Below are 21450 nucleotides of genomic sequence, written 5' to 3' on the forward strand. Positions count from 1 at the left end.
GAAACACCGCCATAATCGGCCGCGTGCCGACTGTGCTGTTGATCGAGGACGACCCGGCGGTCCGGGAAGGACTGTGCCTGGGCCTGCGCCGGCACGGCCACGACGTGGAACCGGCCGCGGACGGCGAAGGCGGCCTGCGCCTGCTCGCCGCCCGCAGGCCCGACCTCGTGCTGCTCGACCTGATGCTGCCCGGCATCGACGGGTTCGAGGTGTGCCGCCGCATCCGCGCCACCGGCCCCATCCCGATCATCATGCTCACCGCCCGCGGCGACGACATCGACGTCGTCGGCGGGCTCGAAGCCGGCGCCGACGACTACGTGGTCAAACCCGTCCAGCCCCGCGTCCTGGACGCCCGCATCAAGGCCGTCCTGCGCCGCGGCGGCGCGGCGGGCCAGGACCGCGAACGACACGGCGCGCTGGTGATCGACCGCGCCGCCTGCGAGGTCTCCAAGCACGGCGAACCGGTCCGGCTGACACCCACCGAGCTGCGGCTGCTGCTCGAGCTGTCCCGCGTGCCCGGCCGCGTGCTCAGCCGCCAGCAGCTGCTGGAACTGGTGTGGGACCACGACTACCTCGGCGACTCGCGGCTGGTGGACGCGTGCGTGCAGCGGTTGCGCGCGAAGCTGGAGGACCAGCCCGCGGCGCCGGTGTACGTGCGGACCGTGCGCGGCTTCGGCTACCGGTTCGGTCCACTGTGATCAGACGCGTTCTCGCGCGGCTGCGGGGGATCCGCGCGCGGCTGGTGCTCATCATCAGCCTGGTCGCGGTGGCGGCGATCGTCGGCGCGACCGGGGTCAACTACGTCGCCGCGCGGCGCACCGTGCTCGCCGCGACACAGGACTCGCTGATCACCAAGCTGCGCGACGACGTGGACGCCATCGCCCCCACCCTGCGGATGCCGCCCGACGTGGAGACGCTCAACCAGCTCCTGCGCGCCGTCCCGTCCGCCGCCGTCGCGCGCTACGGCACACTGACCTCCACCGTCGGCGGTTCCATGGCCGGGGTGCCGCCTGAGCTGATCGCCCGGATCGACGCGGAAAAGCAGGTGGTGTTCCAGCGGGTCGACTCCTACGGCACCCCCCAGCTGCTGGTCGGCATGCCCGTCATGACCGTCGACACCAGCTTCCGCCGCGTCCCGTCCGGGCTGGAGGTGTACGGGTGGTTCTCGCTGACGGCCGAGCAGCAGCAGATCAGCGAGTTCGCGCTCAACGGCTGGCGCACCGCGGCCGTCGCGGTGCCGCTGGCGGTGCTCCTCGCCTGGCTCGCCGCGGGCGCGGTGCTGCGGCCGGTGCGGCGCCTGCGCGACGGCGCGCGCCAGCTGGCCCACGGCCGGCTTGCCACCCGGCTGCCCGAGCGGGGCGCTGACGAGCTGGCCGAGCTCGCGCGCACGTTCAACGAATCCGCCGCGAGCCTGGAGAAGTCGGTGGGGGAGCTGCGCCGCATGGAGGCCGACGCGCGCCGGTTCGTCGCCGACGTGTCGCACGAGCTGCGCACCCCGCTCGCCGCGATGACCGCCGTGACCGAGGTGCTCGACGAGGAGGCCGCGCGGCTGCAGGGCGACGCGGCCACCGCCACCCGCCTGGTGAGCGAGGAGACCCGCAAGCTGACCCGGCTCGTCGACGACCTCATCGAGATCTCCCGCTTCGACAACGGCCGCGCCCGCATGGACCGGCGCGAGGCCGACCTCGGCGAGCTGATCGCCGCGACCCTGCGCACCCGGCAGTGGAGCGACCGCGTCGAGGCCGAGCTGCCGCCCGGGATCGTCGCCGCGGTGGACGCGCGCCGCTTCGACGTGATCGTGGCGAACCTGGTCGGCAACGCGTTGCGGCACGGCGCCCCGCCGGTGCGGGTGCGCCTGTCCGCGGCCGGCGGGGAGGCCGTCGTCGAGGTCACCGACCACGGGCCGGGACTGGCCGACGACGTGCTGCCACACGTGTTCGCCCGGTTCTACAAGGCCGACACCGCGCGGTCGCGGTCGGAGGGGAGTGGTCTCGGGTTGTCCATCGCGGAGAAGAACGCCGGCCTGCACGGCGGCACGATCGAGGCCGGCAACCACCCGGGCGGCGGTGCCCGGTTCGTGCTCCGGCTGCCGCGGGCGGAGGTGCGGCGATGAGGTGGATCGGGCTGCTGCTGGTGCTGGTGCTCGCCGGGTGCGGGGTGCGCCCGACAAATCCGGTGTCGGCGGGCGACCCGCCGGCCGGCGCGGCGCCCGGGCCGATCCTGTACTTCCTGCAGGCCGGCGAGCTGCAACCCGTCGTCCGCGCGACCGGCCACCTCGGCACGGTCGCCGACGCGGTCGCCCTGCTCCTGGCCGGCCCGACCCCGGACGAATACGCCGTGAACTACGCGTCCATGCTGCCCCCCGGCGCGATCGGCGCGTCCGTGGGGACGCTGGACCAGGGCGTCGTGACCGTGCACCTCACCGTGCCCCTGGACGTCCTGCCCGAGACGGCGAAGGACCAGATCGTCTGCACGGTGATCGCGGTGCACGCGCAGGCGGGCGCCAGCGCCTACGGCGTGGTCGTGCGGCTGGCCGGGCCCCCCGGCGTGATGCCCGCGGACGAATACGTCACCACCAAGGCGCGGCCGGACGGCGCGGAAGCGGCGCAGGGCCGGACCTGCCCCCTCATCCGCTGACGTCCGGAACGCACCGGATGTGCAAGGCGTGTTACGACCGCCCGCTGCCGGGTACGAACTCGTAACCTGCCGGTTTCATCCCGGAGCGGCTGGCGAAACCCGTCTGCCGAAGCATCGGTCTGGCCGATGTCCGGTTCGGGGAAGGGGATGCGCATGCGTGGCTTCAGGGCGAGGAAGGTGGCGGCGCCGCAGGTGTCCGCCGACGTCGGCTCCTGGCTGCCCCGGCGCAGCAGCCAGGCGGGCGACTGGCCGGTAGCCGGCCTGATCGCCGCCAAGGGGGACACGACCGTCAGCGTGGTGATCCCGGCCAGGGACGAGGAGGCCACGGTCGGTGACATCGTGCGCACGATCCGCCGTGACCTGGTCGAGCGCCACCAGCTGGTCGACGAGGTGATGGTCGTCGACTCGCGCTCGCGGGACGCGACCGCGCGGGTGGCCGTGGAAGCGGGGGCGACCGTCGTGGCGCAGGACTCGGTCCTGCCTGCCCTGCCCGGGCTGCAGGGCAAGGGGGAGGCGCTGTGGAAGGGGCTGGCCGCCTCCCGCGGCGACATCGTCGTGTTCGTCGACGGCGACCTGTACGACTTCACCAGCGACTACGTGACCGGCCTGCTCGGCCCGCTGCTCACCGACGACTCGATCGCCTACGTCAAGGGCTTCTACCACCGGCCGCTGGTCGGGCCGGTGAGCACCGACGCCGACGGCGGCGGCCGGGTCACCGAGCTGGTGGCGCGCCCGCTGCTGAACCTGTACTGGCCCGAGCTGGCCGGGTTCGTGCAGCCACTGGCCGGCGAGTACGCCGGACGGCGCGAGGTGCTGGAGCGGGTGCCGTTCGTGGCGAACTACGGGGTCGAGGTCGGGCACCTGATCGACATCCTGGAGGCCCACGGCCTGGACGCGCTCGCGCAGGTCGATCTCGGCAAGCGCACCCACCGGCACCAGAACACCCAGGCGCTGGGCCGCATGTCCGGCCAGATCATGCTCACCGTGTTCGACCGCCTGGAGCGCTACGGGCGCCTGGTGTCGGCCGAGCCCCCGGCGACGCTGCTCGCGCAGTTCCGCCGCGGCGAGTCCGGGCACGGCGTCGACCGCGAGCTGGTGGTCACCGACCTGGCGTGCGAGCAGCGCCCGCCGCTGGCCACCCTGCGCGCCGCCGACGGCTCGGGATTGCGGGAGATCGCCTGACACGAACGTAGAACTCGCGCTCACGAACGTAGAACTCGCGCCCAGGAGCGCAGGACTCGCGCGGCGCCGGCGAGTCCCACGTTCAGGCGCGCGAGTTCTGCGTTCGGGTGCGCGAACTCTGCGCTCAGGTGGCGTCGTGGAACACCAGGCCCAGTGTGTGGCGGATGCCGGTGCGGACGGTGCTCACGCCGTGCCGCACCGGCGCCGCCGACCAGCCGCGGGACGAGCGCACCGGGCGGTCCCGGGTGGTGAAGATCAGCGCGTGACCCTGCGGCAGCTGGGTCACCGTGCCGCGGGACTGGGCCCGGGGCCGCTGCTCGACCAGCAGGAACTCGCCGCCGGTGTGGTCGGCGCCGGGCACGTCGAGCCCGATCACGACCTGCAGCGGGAACACCAGCTCCCCGTACAGGTCGCGGTGCAGCGCGTTCCAGTCGCCGGCCCGGTAGCGCAGCAGGATCGGCGTCGGCCGGATCTGGCCCGCGCGGTGGCACCGGTCGAGCCAGGTTTCCAGGTCGTCCGGCCACGGCGCGTCCCAGCCCAGCTTGGCGGCCCAGTCGCGGGCGATCGGCAGCAGGTGCGGGTAGAACGCCGCGCGCAGCCGGGCGACCGGCTCGGGCAGCGGGTAGCCGAAGTAGCGATACTGCCCGGACCCGAACCGGAAGCGCGCCATGTCGATCGTGGACCGGAACCGGCCCGCGTCGTCGTACAGCGCCGACAGCTCCCGGCACTCGCGCGCGCTCAGGATCGGCGGCGTGAGGGCGCAGCCGGTGTCGTTCAGTTCTGCCGTGAGGGCGGGCCAGTCGAAGCCCGCGACGTCCGAGATCACCCCGCCCAGTCTGCGCGCCCGGTCGGCCGCGGGCTGGCGGGAATCAGTCGGCGAGACCGCCGAACGCGACCACCTTCGTGATGCGTGCCCGGACCAGCAGTTCACCCGGCACGGCGTTGCGCTTGCCGAACTCGTCCGCCCGGTCCTCGCCCATGTAGCGCGCGCCGATGCGGGTCGACCAGTGCAGCATCTCGTCCAGGTCCTCGTGCACCGTCGCCTCGGCGGTGAACTGGACGAACGCGAACGGCGGCTCCTGGTCGTCCACGCACAGCGACAACCGCGGGTCCCGCCGCAGCGCCCGCCCCTTCACCGACTCCGCGCCGGTGTTGAAGATCAGCTCGTCGGCGCCGTCGTCGGTGTTGACGACGAACCAGACCGGCGTCACGTGGGGGCTGCCGTCGGCGCGCGTGATGCCCAGCTTCCCGGTGCGCGTGCCGACGGAGGCGAACTCCAGCCACTCGTCCCTGCTCAATGCGTGCATGGGGCGACCCTAGCGACGTGGGATCATGACCCGCATGGCGAGCGACGCACCGACCGCCGACGAGGCCGTCCGCACCATGCTGCTGCTCCTGCCGCGCCTGGTCGGCCGCGCCAAGAAGCTGCCGGTGCCGGAGCGGCTGCGCGATTTCAACCTCGCTCCGCGGCACCTGTCGCTGCTGTCCTACCTGCTGTTCGACGGGCCGATGACGGTCACCGAGCTGGCCGCGCGGCTCGAGGTCGCGCCCACCACGGTGAGCCTGATGGTCGGCGATCTCAGCCGCCGCGGCGTCCTCGACCGCGCCGAGGACGACAACGACCGCCGCCGCACGATCGTCAGCATCGCCGGGACCTACCGCGCCGAGGTCGAGGGCTGGCTCGCCGCCGGCGCCCGCGCCTGGCGCACCGCCCTGGAGCCACTCACCCCCGAGCAGCGGCGCCTGGTCATCGACACGCTGCGCACCTACGAGCGTGAAGTCGAGCGGGAACGAACGGACCGGTAGTCTGGCCCGCTGTGCGTGACTCGGACCTGATCAGCGGGGGGCTGGTGGACGAGGGCCTGGCCCGGCGGCTCAAGGCGCTCGCCTGCACCGCGCCCCTGCACGACCTGGACGCGCGCAAGGCGAAACTGGACTGGGCCGACGCGACCGTCTACCAGATGGCCGAGATCGCGCTGCACACGATCGACCTGGTCACCATCGCGATGGACTTCGACACCGGCGCCGACCACGACGACGTCGTCCGGCGCCTGCAGCCGTTCATCGCCGCGCAGGCCCCGCGCCGCCCGGCCGAGGAGCACCTGCGCGTCGCCCGCTGGGTGCTGGACAACCTGATCAACGTCGGCACCACCGACCGCGGCTTCCGCCGTGTCTACGGCAGCCTCGACGCGCACGGCACCTACCGGCGCCGCGCGTTCGACTTCAAGCTGCTCGTCGAGCTGGCCGCCCCGGACGGCGAGGTGTACCTGCGGGCCAGCGACGAGGCGATCAACGTGCTGGTCGGCGCGCTGGACACCGACGTCGAGTCCGCCCAGATCGCGGCCGAGGTCAAGCTGGAGAACCTGATCAGCCGCGGCCGCCCGACCGGCGCCAAGCTCGCCGCCGAGCAGGCCCGCTACCGCACCGTCCAGTACGGCGAGACGCTGCGCGCCAAGCTGGACGCGACCCGCCGCGACGTGCGCGCGGTGGACTGGGACCGCGAGATGCCCGAGCTGCTGGACTCCGCGCTGACCCACATCGAGGCCCGCTTCCGCGCGGAGAACGCGATCCTGCGCAACATCACCGCCGCCCGCGACGAGGCCGAGGACGTCGACCACAAGCGCCGCGCCGCCGAGCTGGTCGACATCGTCAGCGACTGCATCAGCCGGCACACTCAGCTGCAGGCCCGGCTGCAGGCCGCCGGGGCGGTCTTCCGCGCCGAGCAGGACCGGCAGCAGTTCTCCGGCCCGCCGCAGCGCGCCACCGTCGACCTGTTCGGCCAGATCCTGATGCCCGCGCTGGAACTGCCGATCGCCGACGCCGTGTCGCCGCTGGAGTCGTACTTCCACGCCGCGGCCGGGCTGGTGGTGCCCACCGTGCCCGCGCTGCCGTCGCTGGTCTCGCTGCTGCTGCGGCCCGCGCCCGAGCGCGACAAGGTGGTCGGCGAGGTGCCCGAGCCGGAGCTCGTCCCGCCGGAGAGCCTCGACCACTACAGTGACGAGCAGTGGCGGCGGGCCGACGAGCTGCTGGACCTGCCGGAGGTGCCGCGGCGGCTGTCCGGCCTGCTGGCCGAGGCCCGCGAGCTCGACCCGCAGCTGCCGCGCCTGGTGGCGCTGCGGGCGCTGCACTCCTACAGTCCCGAGGTGGGCGCCGCCGTCCGGCAGGGGGACGATCGCGCGCTGCTCGCCGTCGACGACGGCACGCTGCTGGAGGACACCGAGTTCGGTGGCGCCGACCTGCTGCTGAGCACGGCACGCCTGGAACGGGAAGACGAAGAGGGGGCGGCATGAGGACTGCTCGCAGGTCCGAATCATTCAGCGCCATGCCTGCCAAGGCACTGCCGCGGCTTGCCGCGTCCGTTGAGGGGGCGGCATGACGCGTCCGGTCACGACCGGGGATGCGGAGTCGGCGGCACGGCTGATCTCGTTCGGCATGCGGCCCAAGCACCTGCCCTCGCGCGACGTCGTCTACGCCGACCTGGTCCGCCGCTACGGCGAGGACAGCGCGTTCAAGCAGCTGACCAACTCGGTCGCCGCGGGGCTGGGCCTGATGGTGCTCGACGTGAGCCACCAGGCCGGCGCGGTCCTGGCCGCCACCGACGAGTCGGTGTTCGAGGTCAAGATGGACAGCTACGCGCGGCAGAGCAAGATCCGCGAGCGCCGCGACACCGAGAAGGTGCTGCACGGTCTCGTCCACCTCGCCACCGCCGCGCTCGGCTACCCGCGCCCCGACGACCTGGCCAACGACACCTACATCGGCCGGGTCAGCGTCGACCAGGTCGACGGCGTGGTGCGCGAGGCGTGCCGGATCCTCGACGAGCGCGCCGCCAAGGCCGAGGCCAACAACGACCCGCTGTCCGACTCGCCGGAGCTGGAACAGGCCTGGCGCGCCTACGCCCGCCGTCCCGAGGCGGCGGCCACCAAGGACGGCCGGCTGGCCTCGGACACCACGCGCGGCATGGTGTCCCGCGCCCTGCGGTTCCTGGCCGACCAGGGGTTCCTGGTGCAGGTGAGCGGCGAGCAGGGCGGCACCTACCGGACCACGCCGCGGTACCAGGTGCAGGTGCGGGAACTGGCCGCGGACAGCGCGTTCGAGGAGCTGCTGGCCCTCGGCGTGGTCGCGGTCTCCGGCGGCGGGGGCACGCTGCGCCCGTCCATTTCGGACACTCTGTAGGGGGAGATCGGTGTACGAGCTTGCGCGGGTGCGCCTGCACTCCGTCGGACCGGCGGGCGCGCGCTACCAGAACGTGCTGCTGGACTTCAGCGGCGTCGGCCCGCTGGTCAAGGCCCCGGCGCAGGACGCGTTGTTCACCGCCGGGATCCACTCCGCCGACGGGAGCCTGCCGCGGCGGCCGTCCCCGGCGAGCGTGCTGTTCCTGGAGAACGGCGGCGGCAAGTCCGTGCTGATCAAGCTGATCTTCTCGGTCATGCTGCCCGGCCGCCGCCAGGTGGTGGGCACGACCAGCACGCGCGTGCTGGAGAAGTTCGTGATGGCCAAGGACGTCGCGCACGTCGTCCTGGAGTGGCAGCACACCGAGACCGGGCAGCGGGTGATCACCGGCAAGGTGTCGGAGTGGCGCGGGCACGTCGTGTCCAACGACCCGGCGAACCTGGTCGACTCGTGGTACGGCTTCCGGCCCACCGCCGCGCTGGGGCTGGAGTCGCTGCCGTTCACCGAGGACGGCCGCCTGCTGACCATGTCCGGGTTCGCCGAGCAGCTGGAGCGCGCGCACAAGGCCGAGCCCGAGCTGGAGCTGTTCACCACCCGCCGCCACCACGAGTGGACCGAGCGGCTGGACACCCTCGGCCTGGACACCGAGCTGTTCCGCTACCAGCGCGCGATGAACGCCGGCGAGGGTGAGGCGGCCGACGCGTTCGCCTTCACCTCCGACGAGGCGTTCGTGGAGTTCCTGCTGCGCGCGGTGATCCCCGAGGACGACCCGAAGGACCTGGCCGAGGTCGTGCAGACCTACGCACACAACCTCGGGCAGCGCGGCGAGCTGATGTCCGAACGCGACTTCGTGGCCGGGGCGCTGGACCTGCTGACGCCGCTCACCGAGGAGGAGTCCCTCGCCGCCGCGTCCCGCAAGCTCGCCGCGGTCGCGCGCGAGGAGGCCCGCGCGCTGGCCGGATCCGTCATCGCCCGGCACGAGCTGGAGGCCGAGCGCCTCGACGGGCTGAAGTCCTATGTGGACGAAACGCGGGACGCGGAGAAGCTGGCCGAAGGCGACCACCGGCGCCGCAACGCCGTCGTCGCCGAGCTGCGCCGCGTGGTCGCGGAGATGCGGCTGGCCGACGCGACCGCGGAGAAGGCGCGGATCGACGAGGAGCTGGCGAAGGCGCGCGAGACCGCGGCCGCGTGGCGCGAGACCGGCACGGTGCTGGCCCACGTCAACGCCGCGCGTAAGGCGACCGGCATCCGCAAGCTGGTCGGCGACCGCGAGCAGAGCGCGAAACCGGCCCTGGAGGCCAAGAACGCCGCGGCCACCGCGCTCGCCCGAGGGTTGCTGGCGCTGGCGCGGGAAGCCGAGGAGCAGGCGCAGGCCGCGGAAGCCCGAGCCGAGACCGCCCGCACCGCCGCCGCGGCCGCGCAGAACCAGCGCGACGAGGCGACCGCGACCGCCGCCGGCCACCGCGCCGAGCTGGGGCAGCTGACCCGCCGCATCGAGGAGGTGCGCGCACAGGTGCAGCAGGCCGTCCGCGACGGGCTGCTCACCGACGGCAGCACGAGCGCCGCCGCGGCCCACGAAGCCCGCACCCGCGGCGAGAACGCGATCACGGAGCTGGCCGCGCGGGAGAGCGAGCTGGAGGGTGTCGCCGAGGACCACGCCCAGGCCCAGGCCGCCCTGCACGCCGCGCAGCAGCGGGCCGCGACCGCGCAGTCCCGGGCGGCGCACGCGGCGGAGGAGCTGGCCAAGGCGCACCGGCGCGCGGACAGCCTCGCCGCGCACCCGCGGCTGCTGGAGCTGCTCGGCGGCGACAACGTCCAGCTGGAGACCGACACCCCCGCCCTGCTGACCCGGCTGCGTGAAGCCCGCGCCGCCGCCGAGCGCGAGCAGACCGCGCTGCGCATGGAGGAATCGGCCGACGAACGGGCGCTGGCCGCGCTCGGATCCGGTGGCCTGCTGCCCGCGCCGCCCGAGGTCCAGTCCGCGTTGGACGTGCTGGAGGCCGCGGGGATCACCGCGTGGTCGGGCTGGCGGTATCTGTCCACGATGGACGCCGCAGGCCGGGAACGGGTGCTGCGGGACCTGCCGCACCTGCTCGGCGGGGTGCTGATCAACGACCCGGCCCAGCTGGACCGCGCCCGCCAGGTGCTCGCCGACGCCAAGCTGCTGCCGAGCGTGGTGCTGCCGGTCGGCACCACCCAGGCCGTGCGGGCGTCAGGTGCGGCGCCCGGCGTGGACTTCCTGGTCCCGCCCAACCCCGCGATGTACGACGAGGAGGCGGCCGACACCGAGCGCCAGGCCATCGCCGCCCGGCACGCCCGCCGCCAGAAGCAGCTCGAAGCGCTGGCCGGCGCGATCGGCGACGACGCGGCGCTGGAGTGGAAGCTCACCACCTGGCGCGAGGACTACCCGGCGGGCGCGCTGGCCACCCTCGCCGAGGAGGCCGAGGCCGCGGCCACCGAGCAGACCGAGGCCGAAGCCGCCGTGGCCGCGCAGGAGCGCGCGGTGACGGACCTGGCCGCGCGCCGGGCCCGGCTGCGGGACGCGATCCCGGCCCTGCGCGCCGAAGCACGCGGCAGCGAGGACCGCGCCCGCAAACTGGCCGAGCTGGCCGAGCGGGTCGCCCTCATTCCACAGTGGACCGAGACCGTCGAGCGGGCGCAGGAGATCGTCACCCGCGCCGAGGCCGAGGCGGAGCAGGCGGCTGAGCGCGCGGCGCGGCTGCGTGAGGAGGCCGCCGAGGAGCAGCGCACCGCCGACGGCCACCGCCGCACGGTCACCCACGCGCGCGCCGAGCTAACCGAGGTGCCGGGCGGGGGGTCGGTGTCCGAGGACGACCCGGTGCCGACCGAACCGGTCGACGCGCTGCGCCGCGCGTTCGCCGCGGCCAGCGACGCCTACGCCCGCGTCGAGGTGGGCAGCGACCTGCGGGCCGAGCTGGACCAGGCGGAGAACGCGGAGTCCGCGGCACGGGCGGCGCTGGAGGCGCTGGAGCCGGCGGTGCGGGAACAGGCGGCGCGCCTGCTGGAAACCCCGGACGGCTCCGACGCCGCGACCCGCGCCGCCGCCCTGGCGCGGGCCGGGCGGACCGTGTCCGCGCTGGAGGCCGAGCACAGCGAGGCGATCGGGCTGGTCGCGACCTGCAAGGCCGAGCTGGACCAGCTGCCGAAGCAGAACGCGTCGCTGGAGGTCCGGCCGCGCGACGTCGAGCACGGCCGGGAACTGATCGACGAAGCCGGCGAGGAGGCATCGGGGGCGGCCCGCGCCCTGGAGGAGGCGCAGGCGCGGCGCGCGGAGGCCGAGCGCACCCTGGAGGCGGCCACCGCGTCGGCGGCCGGGTTCCGGATGCTCGCCGAGTCGATGGCGCACCTGGCCCCCGAGGGCGAGCCGGAGAGCGTGTTCGACGGCGACGTGGAGGCCGCGCAGGCCCGCTACCGCAAGCTGAACACGACGCTGACCGACGCCGAGGCGGCGGTGGATGCCGCGGAGAAGCGGGTGCGGGCGGCGGCGGACGCGCTGGCCCAGTACGCCACCGACAAGCGGTTCGAGAAGCTGGCCAGCCCGGTGCGGCAGCAGATCGTGTCGGTGCGCCGGGACAGCCTGCCGTCGCACGCGCGGGAGTGGTCGGCCGCGCTGAAGCCGCGGCTGCGCACGCTGACCGACGACCTGGCGCAGATCGACCGGCACCGGTCCGGGATCGTGGCGCGGCTGCAGGGCATGGTCGAGGGCGCGCTGCGGATGCTGCGGTCGGCGCAGCGGCTGTCGCGGCTGCCGGAGGGGCTCGGCGGCTGGTCCGGGCAGGAGTTCCTGCGGATCCGATTCGGCGATCCGGAGGAGCCGCAGCTGTCCGAGGCGCTCGGGCAGGTCGTCGACGAGGCGGCGCTCGGCCGGACCAGCGACGGCCGCGACGTGAAGCGGGACGGGATGTCGCTGGTGCTGCGCGGCGTGCGGGCGGCGGTGCCCAAGGGGTTCCGGGTGGACATCCTCAAGCCGGATTCGGTGCTGCGCACGGAACGCCAGCGGGTGTCGGAGATCAGGGACGTGTTCTCCGGCGGGCAGCAGCTCACGGCGGCGATCATCCTGTACTGCACGCTGGCGGCGCTGCGGGCGAACAACCGCGGCATGGTGCGCAACCGGCATTCCGGGGTGCTGTTCCTGGACAACCCGATCGGCCGCGCGTCGGCCGGGTACCTGCTGGAGCTGCAGCGGGTCGTCGCGGAGGCGCTCGGGGTGCAGCTGATCTACACGACGGGCCTGTTCGACGCCGGCGCGCTGTCGGAGTTCCCGCTGATCGTGCGCCTGCGCAACGACGCGGACCTGCGCGCGGGCCGCAAGTACCTGTCGGTCGACGCCACGATCCGCAACCACCTGGACGACCTGGCCGACCCGGACGGCACGGCCCGCATCTCGGCGACCCGGCTGTTCACCAAGCCGGGGGAGCAGGCGGAAAGCGCCTGAACCCCCAGCCGCGAGTCCCACACTCCGGCGCGCGAGTCCCACGCTCGGCCGGGCGAGTCCCACGCTCCGGCGCGCGAGTCCCACGCTCGGCCGCGCGAGTTCCACGCTCGGCCGCGTGAGTTCCGCGTTCCCGTGCGCGAGTTCCGCGTTCGCCCGTGTGGTTCGCGCTTCCGGCGGCCGCCGTTCCGGCCGGCGAGCACCGGCCGGTCCGGCGGTCAGCCGCGGATCGCCGCCTGGTAGGCGGCCGGCTCGTCGGCGTCGTCGGTCCTGCTGTGGTGGTGGAACTGCGCCAGCGGCCGTCTTCGTACCGGAAGTAGCGGCTCGTGCGGATCCGCAGGGGCACCTCGCCGCCGTCCACGACGTAGGACCCCGTCTCGCCCGGCGAACAGCGCGTGGCCGTCCCCGGCGTACTCCACGACGTCGCCGAAGGCCACCGTCACCCGCGCCGGTCCGTGGAAGACCTTGTCGTACAACGCGGCGATGTCCGCGCCGCCGCGCAGGATCCCGCCGAGCGGGTTGTTCAGCTGCGCCAGCGCGTCGTCGGTCCATCTCCAGCGCGGCCAGCGCGCCCTCGATGCCCAGCCCGGTGGCCGCGTCGAGGCGGTTGAGGGAGTCCGGGCCGAAGGCGCGCGGGCTGACCCACGTCCACCCGAAGGACGTGCCGCTGCGGGACGCGCTGACCGCGGTCGCCGACCCGGTGCGCCGCGCGATCCTGCGCGAGCTGGCGGAGCCGCCCGACTGGACCAAGGCGTGCGGCACGTTCGACCTGCCGGTCACCAAGGCCACCCGCAGCCACCACTTCGCCGTCCTGCGCGCAGCCGGCCTGATCGAACAACGCGACGAGGGCCCGCGACGGCTGAACCGCCTGCGCCGCCCCGAGTTCGACGAGGCCTTCCCGGGGCTGCTCGGTTCCGGCTAGTCCTTCCGGCCGTTGAGCGCCAGCCCGGCACCCAGGCCGATCATCACCAGCCCACCGGTGCCGCCGACCAGCTCCAGGCGCTTGGGGGAGCGGGCGAACCACGTCCGCGCCGCGCCGGCCACCAGCGCCCACGCGCTGTCCGACACCAGCGCGATCACCGGCAGCGCGATGCCCAGCACCAGGATCTGCGCCACCACCCCGCCTGCCGCCTGGTCGACGAACTGCGGCAGCACCGCGGCCAGGAACACGATCGACTTCGGGTTGGCGAACCCGACGATGAACCCGTCGCGCAGCACCGCGAGCGTCCGGCCGCGCGTGGCGGGCACCGCGTCCGCCAGCGCCTCGGACAGCTTGCGCCGGTGCCGGAACGCCTGCACGCCCAGGTAGACCAGGTACGCGGCGCCGGCCAGCTTGATCACCGTGAACACCGCCGCCGAGGTCTGCACGATCGCGCCCATCCCGAACGCGATCGCCACGACCTGCGCGTACACGCCCACCGCGTTGCCGAGCACCGTGATCAGCGCGTCCCGCCGCCCCACGGTCAGCGCGCGGCTCACCGTGAACAGAACGCTCGGACCGGGGACGACCACCATCACGAACACCAGCGCGGCGAACGCCGCGAAGTGGCTGGGGGAGACCATCGACCGAGCGTATCGGCGCCGCCACCCGGGTGACGAATGTTTATCCGCCGATCACCGCGCCCACCCCCGGACGGTGACCGGATACCCGCCCAGTGACCCGACCGAGCCCGACTACGGCCGGCTGTGGGCCGGCGGGGTGGCGACCGCGGTCGTCGCCGCGCTGGTGACCGTCGTCGGCCTGCTGATCGCCCGCGGCCTGTTCGACGTCGCCGTCCTGGCCCCCAAGGGCAACGGCATCTGGGGCAACGCCAACACCATCACCTACGCGCTGTGCGCGGCCGCCGCGGCGCTGCTCGCGACCGGGCTGATGCACGTGCTCAGCCTCGGCACCTCGGCGCCGGGCCAGTTCTTCGGCTGGATCATGGTGCTGGTCACCGCGATCGCGATCGTGCTGCCGCTGACGCTGGCCGTGAAGCTGGACGCCAAGATCGCCACCGCGCTGATCAACCTGGCGATCGGCGCGGTCATCGCGATGCTGGTGAGCACGGTGGCCGCCACGGCACGGCGCCGCCGCCGCGACCGCGAAGCCCCCACGGCCACCCTCAAGTGGGACCAGGGCCCGCACTACTACTCCTGAAACTGTCGGTGCCCGGTGGTAGAACCGCCGGGTGAACAGAAAACTGGGGAACGACCAGCGCCGCGCTCGTCTGGTGACGCGGCACCACCTCGCGGCGCCCGCCGACGGACCGGAGCAGGTTGCCGAGAGCCTGGTCGTGCTGCACGCGACCGATCCGGCCACCGTCCACCTCTCGGTGCTGGCCCGCTCGGCGGCGAGCACCGCCGACGTCGAGCGGGCCCTTTACGACGAGCGCACCCTGGTGCGGATGCTCGGCATGCGCCGCACGATGTTCGTCGTCCCGCGAGCGCTCGTGCCGGTCGTCCAGGCCGCCTGCGCCGACGACATCGCCACCCGCGAGCGCAAGCACCTGATCAAGCACCTGGCCACGGCCGGCCTCGACACCGACCTCGACGCCTGGCTCGCCGAAGTCGAGGAGGGCGCTCACGCCGCGCTCCGGGCCCGCGAACCGGCGTACGCCCAGCAGGTCGCGGACGGCGAACCCCGCCTGCGGACCGAGATCGTCCTGGCCGCGGGCAAGTCGTACGAGTCCCGCACCTACATCACCAACCGCGTCCTGTTCCTGCTCGCCGCGTCCGGCCGGATCGTCCGCGGCCGTCCCCGCGGCACCTGGGTGTCCACCCAGTACGCCTGGTCCACCACGGAAACCTGGCTGCCCGTGCTGGAACCGGTGGACGCCGAGACCGCCCGGGTGGAACTGGCCCGCCGCTGGCTGCGCGCCTTCGGCCCGGCCCCGGTCGCCGATCTGAAGTGGTGGACCGGCTGGACCGCCGGGCAGGTGAAGAAGGCACTGGCCGCGATCGGTCCGGTGGACGTGGACCTCGACGACGGCCCGGGCGTCGCGCTCCCCGGCCGCGACGAGCCCGTCGACCACCCCGAGCCCGTCGCCGCGCTGCTGCCCGCCCTCGACCCGACCCCGATGGGCTGGCAGGAGCGCGGCTGGTTTCTCGGCGAGCACCGGGCACAGCTGTTCGACCGCACCGGCAACATCGGCCCGACCGTGTGGTGGGACGGCCGGATCGTCGGCGGGTGGGCCCAGCGCCCGGACGGGGAGATCGCGATCCGCCTGCTGGAGGACATCGGCGCCGACGGAACAGCGGCCGTCGACGCCGCCGCCGAACGGTTGCACGGCCGTCTCGGCGGGGTCGCGGTCATACCGAAATTCCGCACGCCCGTCGAGCGAGATCTGTCATCTTGATCGTCCTCTTGATCGATTCCCCACGGTGGTGCACATCTCGTTAGGGTGTGCGAGTACACGCAGGCCAGCACCGCTAGGGTTGGCCTCGAGCCCGAAGATGTGTGCCCGGTTCTCGCGGGGACCGGGACGAACCCGAGGAGAGAGCAGCAGTGACGGTTCGCGTAGGTGTGAACGGCTTCGGTCGGATCGGCCGCAACTTCTTCCGCGCCGTGCAGGCCGCGGGTCACGACATCGAGGTGGTCGCGTTCAACGACCTCGGCGACGTCGCCACCATGGCGCAGCTGCTCAAGTACGACAGCGTCCTGGGCCGCTACCCCGAGGAGGTCACCGTCGGCGACGACGGCATCGTCGTGGGCGGCAAGACCATCAAGGCGCTCGCCGAGCGCGACCCGGCCAACCTGCCCTGGGGCGACCTGGGCGTGGACGTCGTCGTCGAGTCGACCGGCTTCTTCACCAACGCCGACGCGGCGAAGGCCCACATCGCGGGCGGCGCCAAGAAGGTCATCATCTCCGCGCCCGCCAAGGGCGAGGACCTGACCGTCGTGCTGGGTGTGAACGACGACCTCTACGACGGCTCGCAGACGATCATCTCCAACGCGTCCTGCACCACCAACTGCCTCGGCCCGCTCGCCAAGGTCCTGCACGAGGCCTTCGGCATCGAAAAGGGCCTGATGACCACCATCCACGCCTACACGCAGGACCAGAACCTGCAGGACGGCCCGCACAAGGACCCGCGCCGCGCCCGCGCCGCCGCGCTGAACGTCGTGCCGACCTCCACCGGTGCCGCCAAGGCCATCGGCCTGGTCCTGCCCGAGCTGAACGGCAAGCTGGACGGCTACTCGCTGCGCGTCCCGGTGCCCACCGGCTCGATCACCGACCTCACCGTCGACCTGGCCAAGAAGGCCTCCGTCGAGGAGATCAACGCCGCCTACCAGGCCGCCGCCGAGGGCCCGCTGGCCGGCATCCTGCGCTACAGCGAGGACCCGATCGTCTCCAGCGACATCGTCAACGACCCGGCCTCGTGCATCTTCGACGCGCCGCTGACCAAGGTCATCGACAACCAGGTCAAGGTCTTCGGCTGGTACGACAACGAGTGGGGCTACTCCAACCGCCTCGCGGACCTGGTCAAGCTCGTCGGCTCGAAGCTCAGCTGAGGCCATGACTGTCAAGACTCTCGAAGACCTGCTCGCCGAGGGTGTGTCCGGGCGGCGCGTTCTGGTCCGGTCGGACCTGAACGTGCCGCTCGACGGCTCGACCATCACCGACGACGGCCGGGTGCGCGCCGCGCTGCCGACCATCCGGCGCCTGGCCGAGGCCGGCGCGAAGGTGATCGTCGCGGCCCACCTCGGCCGCCCGAAGGGCACCCCCGAGGCCAAGTACTCGCTGCGGCCGGTCGCCGACCGGCTCGGCGAGCTGCTCGGCGCCGAGGTCCGGCTCGCCGGTGATGTGGTCGGCGAGCAGGCCCGCGCGGTCGTCGCCGGCCTGGCCGACGGCGACGTCGCCCTGCTGGAGAACGTGCGGTTCGACCCGCGCGAGACCAGCAAGGTGGATCAGGAGCGGGCCGAGCTGGCCCGCGACCTGGCGGCCCTGACCGGCGACAGTGCCAGTGCCTCTGGCGCCGGCGGGCGCGGGGGAGCTTTCGTGTCGGACGGCTTCGGCGTGGTGCACCGCAAGCAGGCCTCGGTCTACGACGTGGCCCGCGCGCTGCCCGCCTACGCCGGCGGCCTGGTGCTCGCCGAGCTGGAGGTGCTGAGCAAGCTGACCGGCGACCCGCAGCGGCCGTACGTGGTCGTGCTCGGCGGGTCGAAGGTGTCGGACAAGCTCGCGGTCATCGAGGCGCTCCTGCCGAAGGTGGACCGCCTGCTCATCGGCGGCGGCATGGCCTTCACCTTCCTGTCCGCCCAGGGCCACGGCGTCGGCTCGTCCCTGCTGGAGCAGGACTACGTGGAGACCGCGCGCAAGCTGCTGGCCGAGCACGCGGACAAGATCGTCGTGCCCTCCGACGTGGTGGTGGCGGACAAGTTCGCGGCCGACGCCGCGACCGACACCGTCGCGGCCGAGAAGATCCCGGACGGCTGGATGGGCCTGGACATCGGCCCGCGCACCACCGAGCACTTCGCGGCCGAGGTGGCCGCGGCGAAGACGGTGTTCTGGAACGGCCCGGCCGGCGTGTTCGAGATGGCCCCGTTCGCGGCCGGCACCAAGGGTGTCGCGCAGGCGATCGCCGACTCGGACGCGTTCAGCGTGGTCGGCGGTGGCGACTCCGCGGCCGCGGTGCGCGTGCTGGGCCTGCCGGAGGAGAAGTTCTCGCACATCTCCACCGGTGGCGGCGCCTCCCTGGAGTACCTCGAGGGCAAGGAACTGCCGGGCGTCGCGGTGCTGGAGGGTGGTGCCTGATGGCGCGCAAGCCGTTCATCGCGGGCAACTGGAAGATGAACCTCAACCACCTCGAGGCCATCGCCCTGGTGCAGAAGATCGCCTTCTCGCTGCCCGAGAAGTACTACGCCAAGGTCGATGTCGCGGTCCTGCCGCCGTTCACCGACATCCGGAGCATCCAGACCCTGGTCGACGGGGACAAGCTGCTGCTGACCTACGGCGCGCAGGACCTCTCGCCGCACGACTCCGGCGCCTACACCGGTGACGTGTCCGGTCCGATGCTCGCCAAGCTCGGCTGCTCCTACGTCACGGTCGGGCACTCCGAGCGGCGCGAGTACCACCACGAGGACGACGAGCTCGTCGGCAAGAAGGTCCGCGCCGCGATCAAGCACGGCATCAAGCCGATCCTGTGCGTCGGCGAGAAGCTCGAGGTGCGGGAGGCCGGCGGACACGTCGCCCACTGCGTCGAGCAGCTGATCGCCGGGCTCAAGGGCCTCAAGCCCGAGCAGGTCAAGGACCACGTCGTGGTCGCCTACGAGCCGGTGTGGGCCATCGGCACCGGCAAGGTGGCGACCTCGACCGACGCCGAGGAGGTCTGCAAGGCGCTGCGCGGCGCCCTGGCCGACAAGTACGGCGCCGAGGTGGCCGACGAGGTCCGCGTGCTCTACGGCGGGTCGGTCAAGTCGGGCAACATCGCCGAGCTGGTCGCGTGCGACAACATCGACGGTGCGCTGGTCGGCGGGGCGAGCCTGCAGGCCGACGAGTTCACCAAGCTGTGCGCGCTGGCCGCGGGTGGGCCGCTGCCGTAACCGGGGGGTCGGCGAGTAGTCTGGCAACCTCAGACCGTCACACGATCAGGCAACTCCCGAAGACCAGAGGATGAGATGAAGCTGTTCCTGCAAATCCTGCTGATCGCGTCCAGCGTGCTGCTCGTGATCGCCGTGCTGCTGCACCGCGGCCGCGGTGGCGGGTTGTCCTCGCTGTTCGGGGGTGGCATGCAGTCGAGCCTGGCGGGGTCGAGCGTGGCCGAGAAGAACCTCGACCGCATCACCCTGCTGCTGGGCGCCATCTGGCTGATCAGCATCGTGGGCCTGGGCCTGCTGCTGAAGGTGTGACGGCCTGAACGCACGGGCGTGCCTATGGGGGGTGCGCCGCCTATCCACACTGTGAGGATTCATGGTTGGCGGTAACGCAATCAGAGGCACCAGGGTCGGTGCCGGTCCGTCCGGTGAGTCGGAGCGCGGTGAGACCGCTCCCCGCCGCCGGGTGTCGTACTGGTGTGCCAACGGGCACGAGTCCAAGCCGTCGTTCGCCATGGACGCGGAGGTGCCGGACGAGTGGGACTGCCCGCGCTGCGGGCTGCCCGCCGGCCAGGACGAGAAGAACCCGCCGGCCGCGCCGCGGACCGAGCCGTACAAGACCCACCTGGCGTACGTGAAGGAACGGCGCAGCGACGCCGACGGTGAGGCCATCCTCGCCGAGGCGCTCGAACGGCTGCGTCAGCGCCGTCAGATCTGAGGAAGCGCTTTCCCGGACACGGACCCGCCTCGCCGGCGCGCACCGGCGGAGCGGGTCCGTTCTGCGTTCCGGACGGTTCCGGGTTGCCGTTCGCGGAGGTCCGCGGCCTGACGCACCGACGCCCGGCCCCGCGCGCGCTGCCGGGGCTCACGCGGGCCGCTGCGCGGTCGGCGGGGCCTGGGGGTCAGACGCCCAGCGGGTAGCGGGCCCGCACGCGGAAGCCGCCGTCCTCGGTGGGGCACGTTTCCAGGCTGCCGCCCAGCAGCCGAGCCCGTTCGGCGAGCCCGGTGAGACCGTAGCCGCCCGAGGGGAGTTCCGTCGCCTCGTGGCAGGGGCGCTCGTTGCGCACCTCCACGCTCAGCGCGCCGTCCTCACCGCGGACGAGGACCGTCGCGGTCGCGCCGGGCGCGTGCTTGCGCACGTTGGTCAGCGCTTCCTGCACCGTGCGGTAGGCCGCTGCCGACACCTTCGGCGGCACGTCGTCGGGCACCTCGTCCATCGTCAGCCGCACCGCGACCGCGCTGTCGTGCACCAGCCGTCCGAGTTCGGCGATCCCGGGTTGCGGGCCGTCGTCCTCCAGCCCGGACCGCAGCACGCCCACCAGCGACCGCAGCTCCTCCAGGGTGCGGGTGGACAGCTGCCGGATGACCTCGGCGGTCTGCCGCGCCGACGGCGACTCCTGCGCGGTGAGCACCCCGGCCTGCATCGCGATCAGGGTGATGTCGTGGGAGACCACGTCGTGCATCTCGCGCGCCAGCCGCGCCCGCTCCTCGGCGCGCACGGCGTCCGCGGTGAGCTTGCGTTCCCGGTCCCGGCTGGCGGCCAGCTCACCCAGCTTCTGGGACAGCTGCGCGCGGGCGCCGATGAGCAGCCCGATCGCGATCGGCATGCCGGCCACCAGGACGCCGTAGATGCCGTCCAGGACGTGCTCGCGCCAGCTCAGCTGGGCGAAGTCGCTCGGCGGCCACTGCACGAACCGGCACATCCACACCAGCGCCGCCCCGACCCACACCTGCCAGTGGGTCTGTTTGCGGGTGGCGAGCATGCCCAGCGCGATCATCGCGGCCAGCTGCGACCAGCCGGTGAGGAAGCCGGGCACGGTCAGCAGCACCACGCCGAACGGCATCCAGCGGCGGCCGGCCAGCGCCAGGCAGGCGAGTCCGGACAGGTAGATCGAGTAGGGCGGCGCCTTCTCGGGGATGACGAGCCAGACGTCGAGCACGGCGATGAGGATGGCGGTGGCGTCGATCGCGAGCGGCACCCACACCGCGCGCCGGGCGAGCGCCGCCCGGCGCGACCGGGTGCCGCGGTGCGCCCGGTCGGCGGCGCGCGCGCCTGGGCCGCCGACCGAAATCCCGATGGAGAGTCCCTCGGAGCTCATGGTTTGGACCTCACTCGTCTTGTGGACTGCCTATGAGAGTCCGAAGTCACCCGATCGGGACGCGAGTGGCCGCAACAATGTGCGGATGCTAACGCGGACCTCACACACCGTGAGGGAGGACGAGTGGCGGGGGCGCCGCCGGCATTAGGAGGGAACTGGCCGCTGGGGCCGCGTTCTGGACCAGGCTGCTGCCCATGGGTGGGCGGCAACCCGGCGGGCCGGGGTGACGAGGCCGGCTCAGTGGGTGGTGGCCGGGCGAACCGTGGCGGGGGAGGGCCACAACCTGGCTGCGCCTGCCGCGCGGACCGCATCGGCGCGGCCCCGTTCCGCGGCGCAGGCCGCCGACGCGGCGCCAAGGGCCAGACAGAGTGAAGGCCCGGCGGCGGCAACGTGGC

21 protein-coding genes are annotated in these 21450 nt (G+C 73.2%); 16 read left to right on the plus strand and 5 right to left on the minus strand.

Translation table 11 applies throughout. The features are described from left to right. Window positions 1–23: 23 nt before the first annotated feature. The 4 genes from D0D28_RS13165 to D0D28_RS13180 all read left to right on the plus strand — a co-directional run bounded on the left by D0D28_RS13165 (window position 24) and on the right by D0D28_RS13180 (window position 3819). Complete coding sequence (locus D0D28_RS13165; RefSeq protein ID WP_116110770.1) at window positions 24–698, plus strand: response regulator transcription factor; 675 nt, start codon at window positions 24–26, stop codon at window positions 696–698. Beyond that, a complete protein-coding gene (locus D0D28_RS13170; protein WP_094008093.1) occupies window positions 695–2113 on the plus strand; it encodes a sensor histidine kinase in 1419 nt (472 codons plus the stop codon). Before D0D28_RS13165 ends, D0D28_RS13170 begins: the two co-directional genes overlap by 4 nt. Then, entirely contained in the window at window positions 2110–2637 is a 528-nt protein-coding gene (locus D0D28_RS13175) for a GerMN domain-containing protein (protein ID WP_116110771.1), read from the plus strand. The genes D0D28_RS13170 and D0D28_RS13175 overlap by 4 nt, the downstream gene beginning before the upstream one ends. A 153-nt stretch (window positions 2638–2790) precedes the next feature. Beyond that, the gene (locus D0D28_RS13180; protein ID WP_094008131.1) at window positions 2791–3819 is read left to right on the plus strand and encodes a glucosyl-3-phosphoglycerate synthase; all 1029 of its coding nucleotides are present in this window, start codon (window positions 2791–2793) and stop codon (window positions 3817–3819) included. A gap of 124 nt (window positions 3820–3943) precedes the next feature. On the opposite strand, the gene D0D28_RS13185 is transcribed toward D0D28_RS13180, so the two are convergent. Together D0D28_RS13185 and D0D28_RS13190 are read right to left on the minus strand one after the other, a co-directional pair. After that, a complete protein-coding gene (locus tag D0D28_RS13185) occupies window positions 3944–4645 on the minus strand; it encodes a 2OG-Fe(II) oxygenase (RefSeq protein WP_094008091.1) in 702 nt (233 codons plus the stop codon). Between the two features lie 43 nt (window positions 4646–4688). Further along, a complete protein-coding gene (locus D0D28_RS13190; protein ID WP_094008090.1) occupies window positions 4689–5126 on the minus strand; it encodes a PPOX class F420-dependent oxidoreductase in 438 nt (145 codons plus the stop codon). A 34-nt stretch (window positions 5127–5160) separates the two neighbouring features. On the opposite strand from D0D28_RS13190, the gene D0D28_RS13195 reads away from it, so the two are divergent. The 4 genes from D0D28_RS13195 (at window position 5161) to D0D28_RS13210 (ending at window position 12445) form a co-directional block, all read left to right on the plus strand. Further along, window positions 5161–5625, plus strand: coding sequence for a MarR family winged helix-turn-helix transcriptional regulator (locus tag D0D28_RS13195; RefSeq protein ID WP_094008130.1), 465 nt, complete (start codon window positions 5161–5163; stop codon window positions 5623–5625). Between the two features lie 11 nt (window positions 5626–5636). Continuing rightward, window positions 5637–7109, plus strand: a complete 1473-nt coding sequence (locus D0D28_RS13200) for a hypothetical protein (protein WP_116110772.1) — start codon at window positions 5637–5639, stop codon at window positions 7107–7109. A gap of 82 nt (window positions 7110–7191) precedes the next feature. After that, on the plus strand, window positions 7192–7992 hold the full coding sequence (locus tag D0D28_RS13205) for a hypothetical protein (RefSeq protein WP_116110773.1): 801 nt from the start codon (window positions 7192–7194) through the stop codon (window positions 7990–7992). Between the two features lie 10 nt (window positions 7993–8002). After that, window positions 8003–12445, plus strand: coding sequence for a hypothetical protein (locus D0D28_RS13210; RefSeq protein WP_116110774.1), 4443 nt, complete (start codon window positions 8003–8005; stop codon window positions 12443–12445). 215 nt (window positions 12446–12660) lie between these two features. Here D0D28_RS13210 and D0D28_RS36745 read toward each other — a convergent pair whose 3' ends face one another. Then, the gene (locus tag D0D28_RS36745; protein ID WP_240323200.1) at window positions 12661–12918 is read right to left on the minus strand and encodes a hypothetical protein; all 258 of its coding nucleotides are present in this window, start codon (window positions 12916–12918) and stop codon (window positions 12661–12663) included. A gap of 101 nt (window positions 12919–13019) precedes the next feature. Between D0D28_RS36745 and D0D28_RS13225 the strand changes: the two genes are divergently transcribed. Beyond that, on the plus strand, window positions 13020–13364 hold the full coding sequence (locus tag D0D28_RS13225; RefSeq protein WP_116110798.1) for an ArsR/SmtB family transcription factor: 345 nt from the start codon (window positions 13020–13022) through the stop codon (window positions 13362–13364). Here the strand turns inward: D0D28_RS13225 and D0D28_RS13230 are convergent. Then, window positions 13361–14005 (minus strand): LysE family translocator, encoded by a 645-nt coding sequence (locus tag D0D28_RS13230; protein WP_116110775.1) that lies wholly within the window; start codon window positions 14003–14005, stop codon window positions 13361–13363. The genes D0D28_RS13225 and D0D28_RS13230 overlap by 4 nt on opposite strands. 73 nt (window positions 14006–14078) lie before the next feature. Here D0D28_RS13230 and D0D28_RS13235 point away from each other — a divergent pair, with 73 nt between their 5' ends. The 7 genes from D0D28_RS13235 (at window position 14079) to D0D28_RS13265 (ending at window position 19674) form a co-directional block, all read left to right on the plus strand. Next, window positions 14079–14582 carry a DUF6069 family protein gene (locus D0D28_RS13235; RefSeq protein WP_094008081.1) on the plus strand — a complete coding sequence of 168 codons (504 nt, stop codon included), beginning with the start codon at window positions 14079–14081 and terminating at the stop codon, window positions 14580–14582. A gap of 31 nt (window positions 14583–14613) precedes the next feature. Further along, window positions 14614–15780 carry a winged helix DNA-binding domain-containing protein gene (locus D0D28_RS13240; protein ID WP_116110776.1) on the plus strand — a complete coding sequence of 389 codons (1167 nt, stop codon included), beginning with the start codon at window positions 14614–14616 and terminating at the stop codon, window positions 15778–15780. Window positions 15781–15929: 149 nt separating this feature from the next. Beyond that, a complete protein-coding gene (gap, locus tag D0D28_RS13245) occupies window positions 15930–16934 on the plus strand; it encodes a type I glyceraldehyde-3-phosphate dehydrogenase (protein ID WP_094008079.1) in 1005 nt (334 codons plus the stop codon). A 4-nt stretch (window positions 16935–16938) separates the two neighbouring features. Beyond that, window positions 16939–18177 (plus strand): phosphoglycerate kinase, encoded by a 1239-nt coding sequence (locus D0D28_RS13250; protein WP_094008078.1) that lies wholly within the window; start codon window positions 16939–16941, stop codon window positions 18175–18177. Next, on the plus strand, window positions 18177–18965 hold the full coding sequence (gene tpiA, locus D0D28_RS13255; RefSeq protein ID WP_116110777.1) for a triose-phosphate isomerase: 789 nt from the start codon (window positions 18177–18179) through the stop codon (window positions 18963–18965). The genes D0D28_RS13250 and tpiA overlap by 1 nt, the downstream gene beginning before the upstream one ends. Before the next feature lie 75 nt (window positions 18966–19040). Beyond that, on the plus strand, window positions 19041–19271 hold the full coding sequence (gene secG / locus D0D28_RS13260; RefSeq protein WP_017983033.1) for a preprotein translocase subunit SecG: 231 nt from the start codon (window positions 19041–19043) through the stop codon (window positions 19269–19271). Window positions 19272–19332: 61 nt separating this feature from the next. Beyond that, window positions 19333–19674 carry an RNA polymerase-binding protein RbpA gene (locus D0D28_RS13265; RefSeq protein WP_094008076.1) on the plus strand — a complete coding sequence of 114 codons (342 nt, stop codon included), beginning with the start codon at window positions 19333–19335 and terminating at the stop codon, window positions 19672–19674. Between the two features lie 184 nt (window positions 19675–19858). On the opposite strand, the gene D0D28_RS13270 is transcribed toward D0D28_RS13265, so the two are convergent. Continuing rightward, window positions 19859–21055: a sensor histidine kinase gene (locus D0D28_RS13270; protein ID WP_116110778.1), complete on the minus strand. Its 1197-nt coding sequence runs from the start codon at window positions 21053–21055 to the stop codon at window positions 19859–19861. Window positions 21056–21450: the final 395 nt, after the last annotated feature.

Origin of the sequence: Amycolatopsis ruanii (assembly GCF_003385175.1) — a bacterium.
GTDB classification, from domain to species: domain Bacteria; phylum Actinomycetota; class Actinomycetes; order Mycobacteriales; family Pseudonocardiaceae; genus Amycolatopsis_E; species Amycolatopsis_E thermalba.

Coding starts and splice junctions, on each gene's coding strand:
- D0D28_RS13205 (WP_116110773.1), top strand. CDS start 7,192: ATGACGCGTCCGGTCACGACCGGGGATGCGGAGTCGGCGGCACGGCTG.
- D0D28_RS13250 (WP_094008078.1), top strand. CDS start 16,939: ATGACTGTCAAGACTCTCGAAGACCTGCTCGCCGAGGGTGTGTCCGGG.
- D0D28_RS13230 (WP_116110775.1), bottom strand. CDS start 14,005: ATGGTCTCCCCCAGCCACTTCGCGGCGTTCGCCGCGCTGGTGTTCGTG.
- D0D28_RS13270 (WP_116110778.1), bottom strand. CDS start 21,055: ATGAGCTCCGAGGGACTCTCCATCGGGATTTCGGTCGGCGGCCCAGGC.
- D0D28_RS13225 (WP_116110798.1), top strand. CDS start 13,020: ATGCCCAGCCCGGTGGCCGCGTCGAGGCGGTTGAGGGAGTCCGGGCCG.
- secG (WP_017983033.1), top strand. CDS start 19,041: ATGAAGCTGTTCCTGCAAATCCTGCTGATCGCGTCCAGCGTGCTGCTC.
- D0D28_RS13195 (WP_094008130.1), top strand. CDS start 5,161: ATGGCGAGCGACGCACCGACCGCCGACGAGGCCGTCCGCACCATGCTG.
- D0D28_RS13180 (WP_094008131.1), top strand. CDS start 2,791: ATGCGTGGCTTCAGGGCGAGGAAGGTGGCGGCGCCGCAGGTGTCCGCC.
- tpiA (WP_116110777.1), top strand. CDS start 18,177: ATGGCGCGCAAGCCGTTCATCGCGGGCAACTGGAAGATGAACCTCAAC.
- D0D28_RS13175 (WP_116110771.1), top strand. CDS start 2,110: ATGAGGTGGATCGGGCTGCTGCTGGTGCTGGTGCTCGCCGGGTGCGGG.
- D0D28_RS13190 (WP_094008090.1), bottom strand. CDS start 5,126: ATGCACGCATTGAGCAGGGACGAGTGGCTGGAGTTCGCCTCCGTCGGC.
- D0D28_RS13265 (WP_094008076.1), top strand. CDS start 19,333: ATGGTTGGCGGTAACGCAATCAGAGGCACCAGGGTCGGTGCCGGTCCG.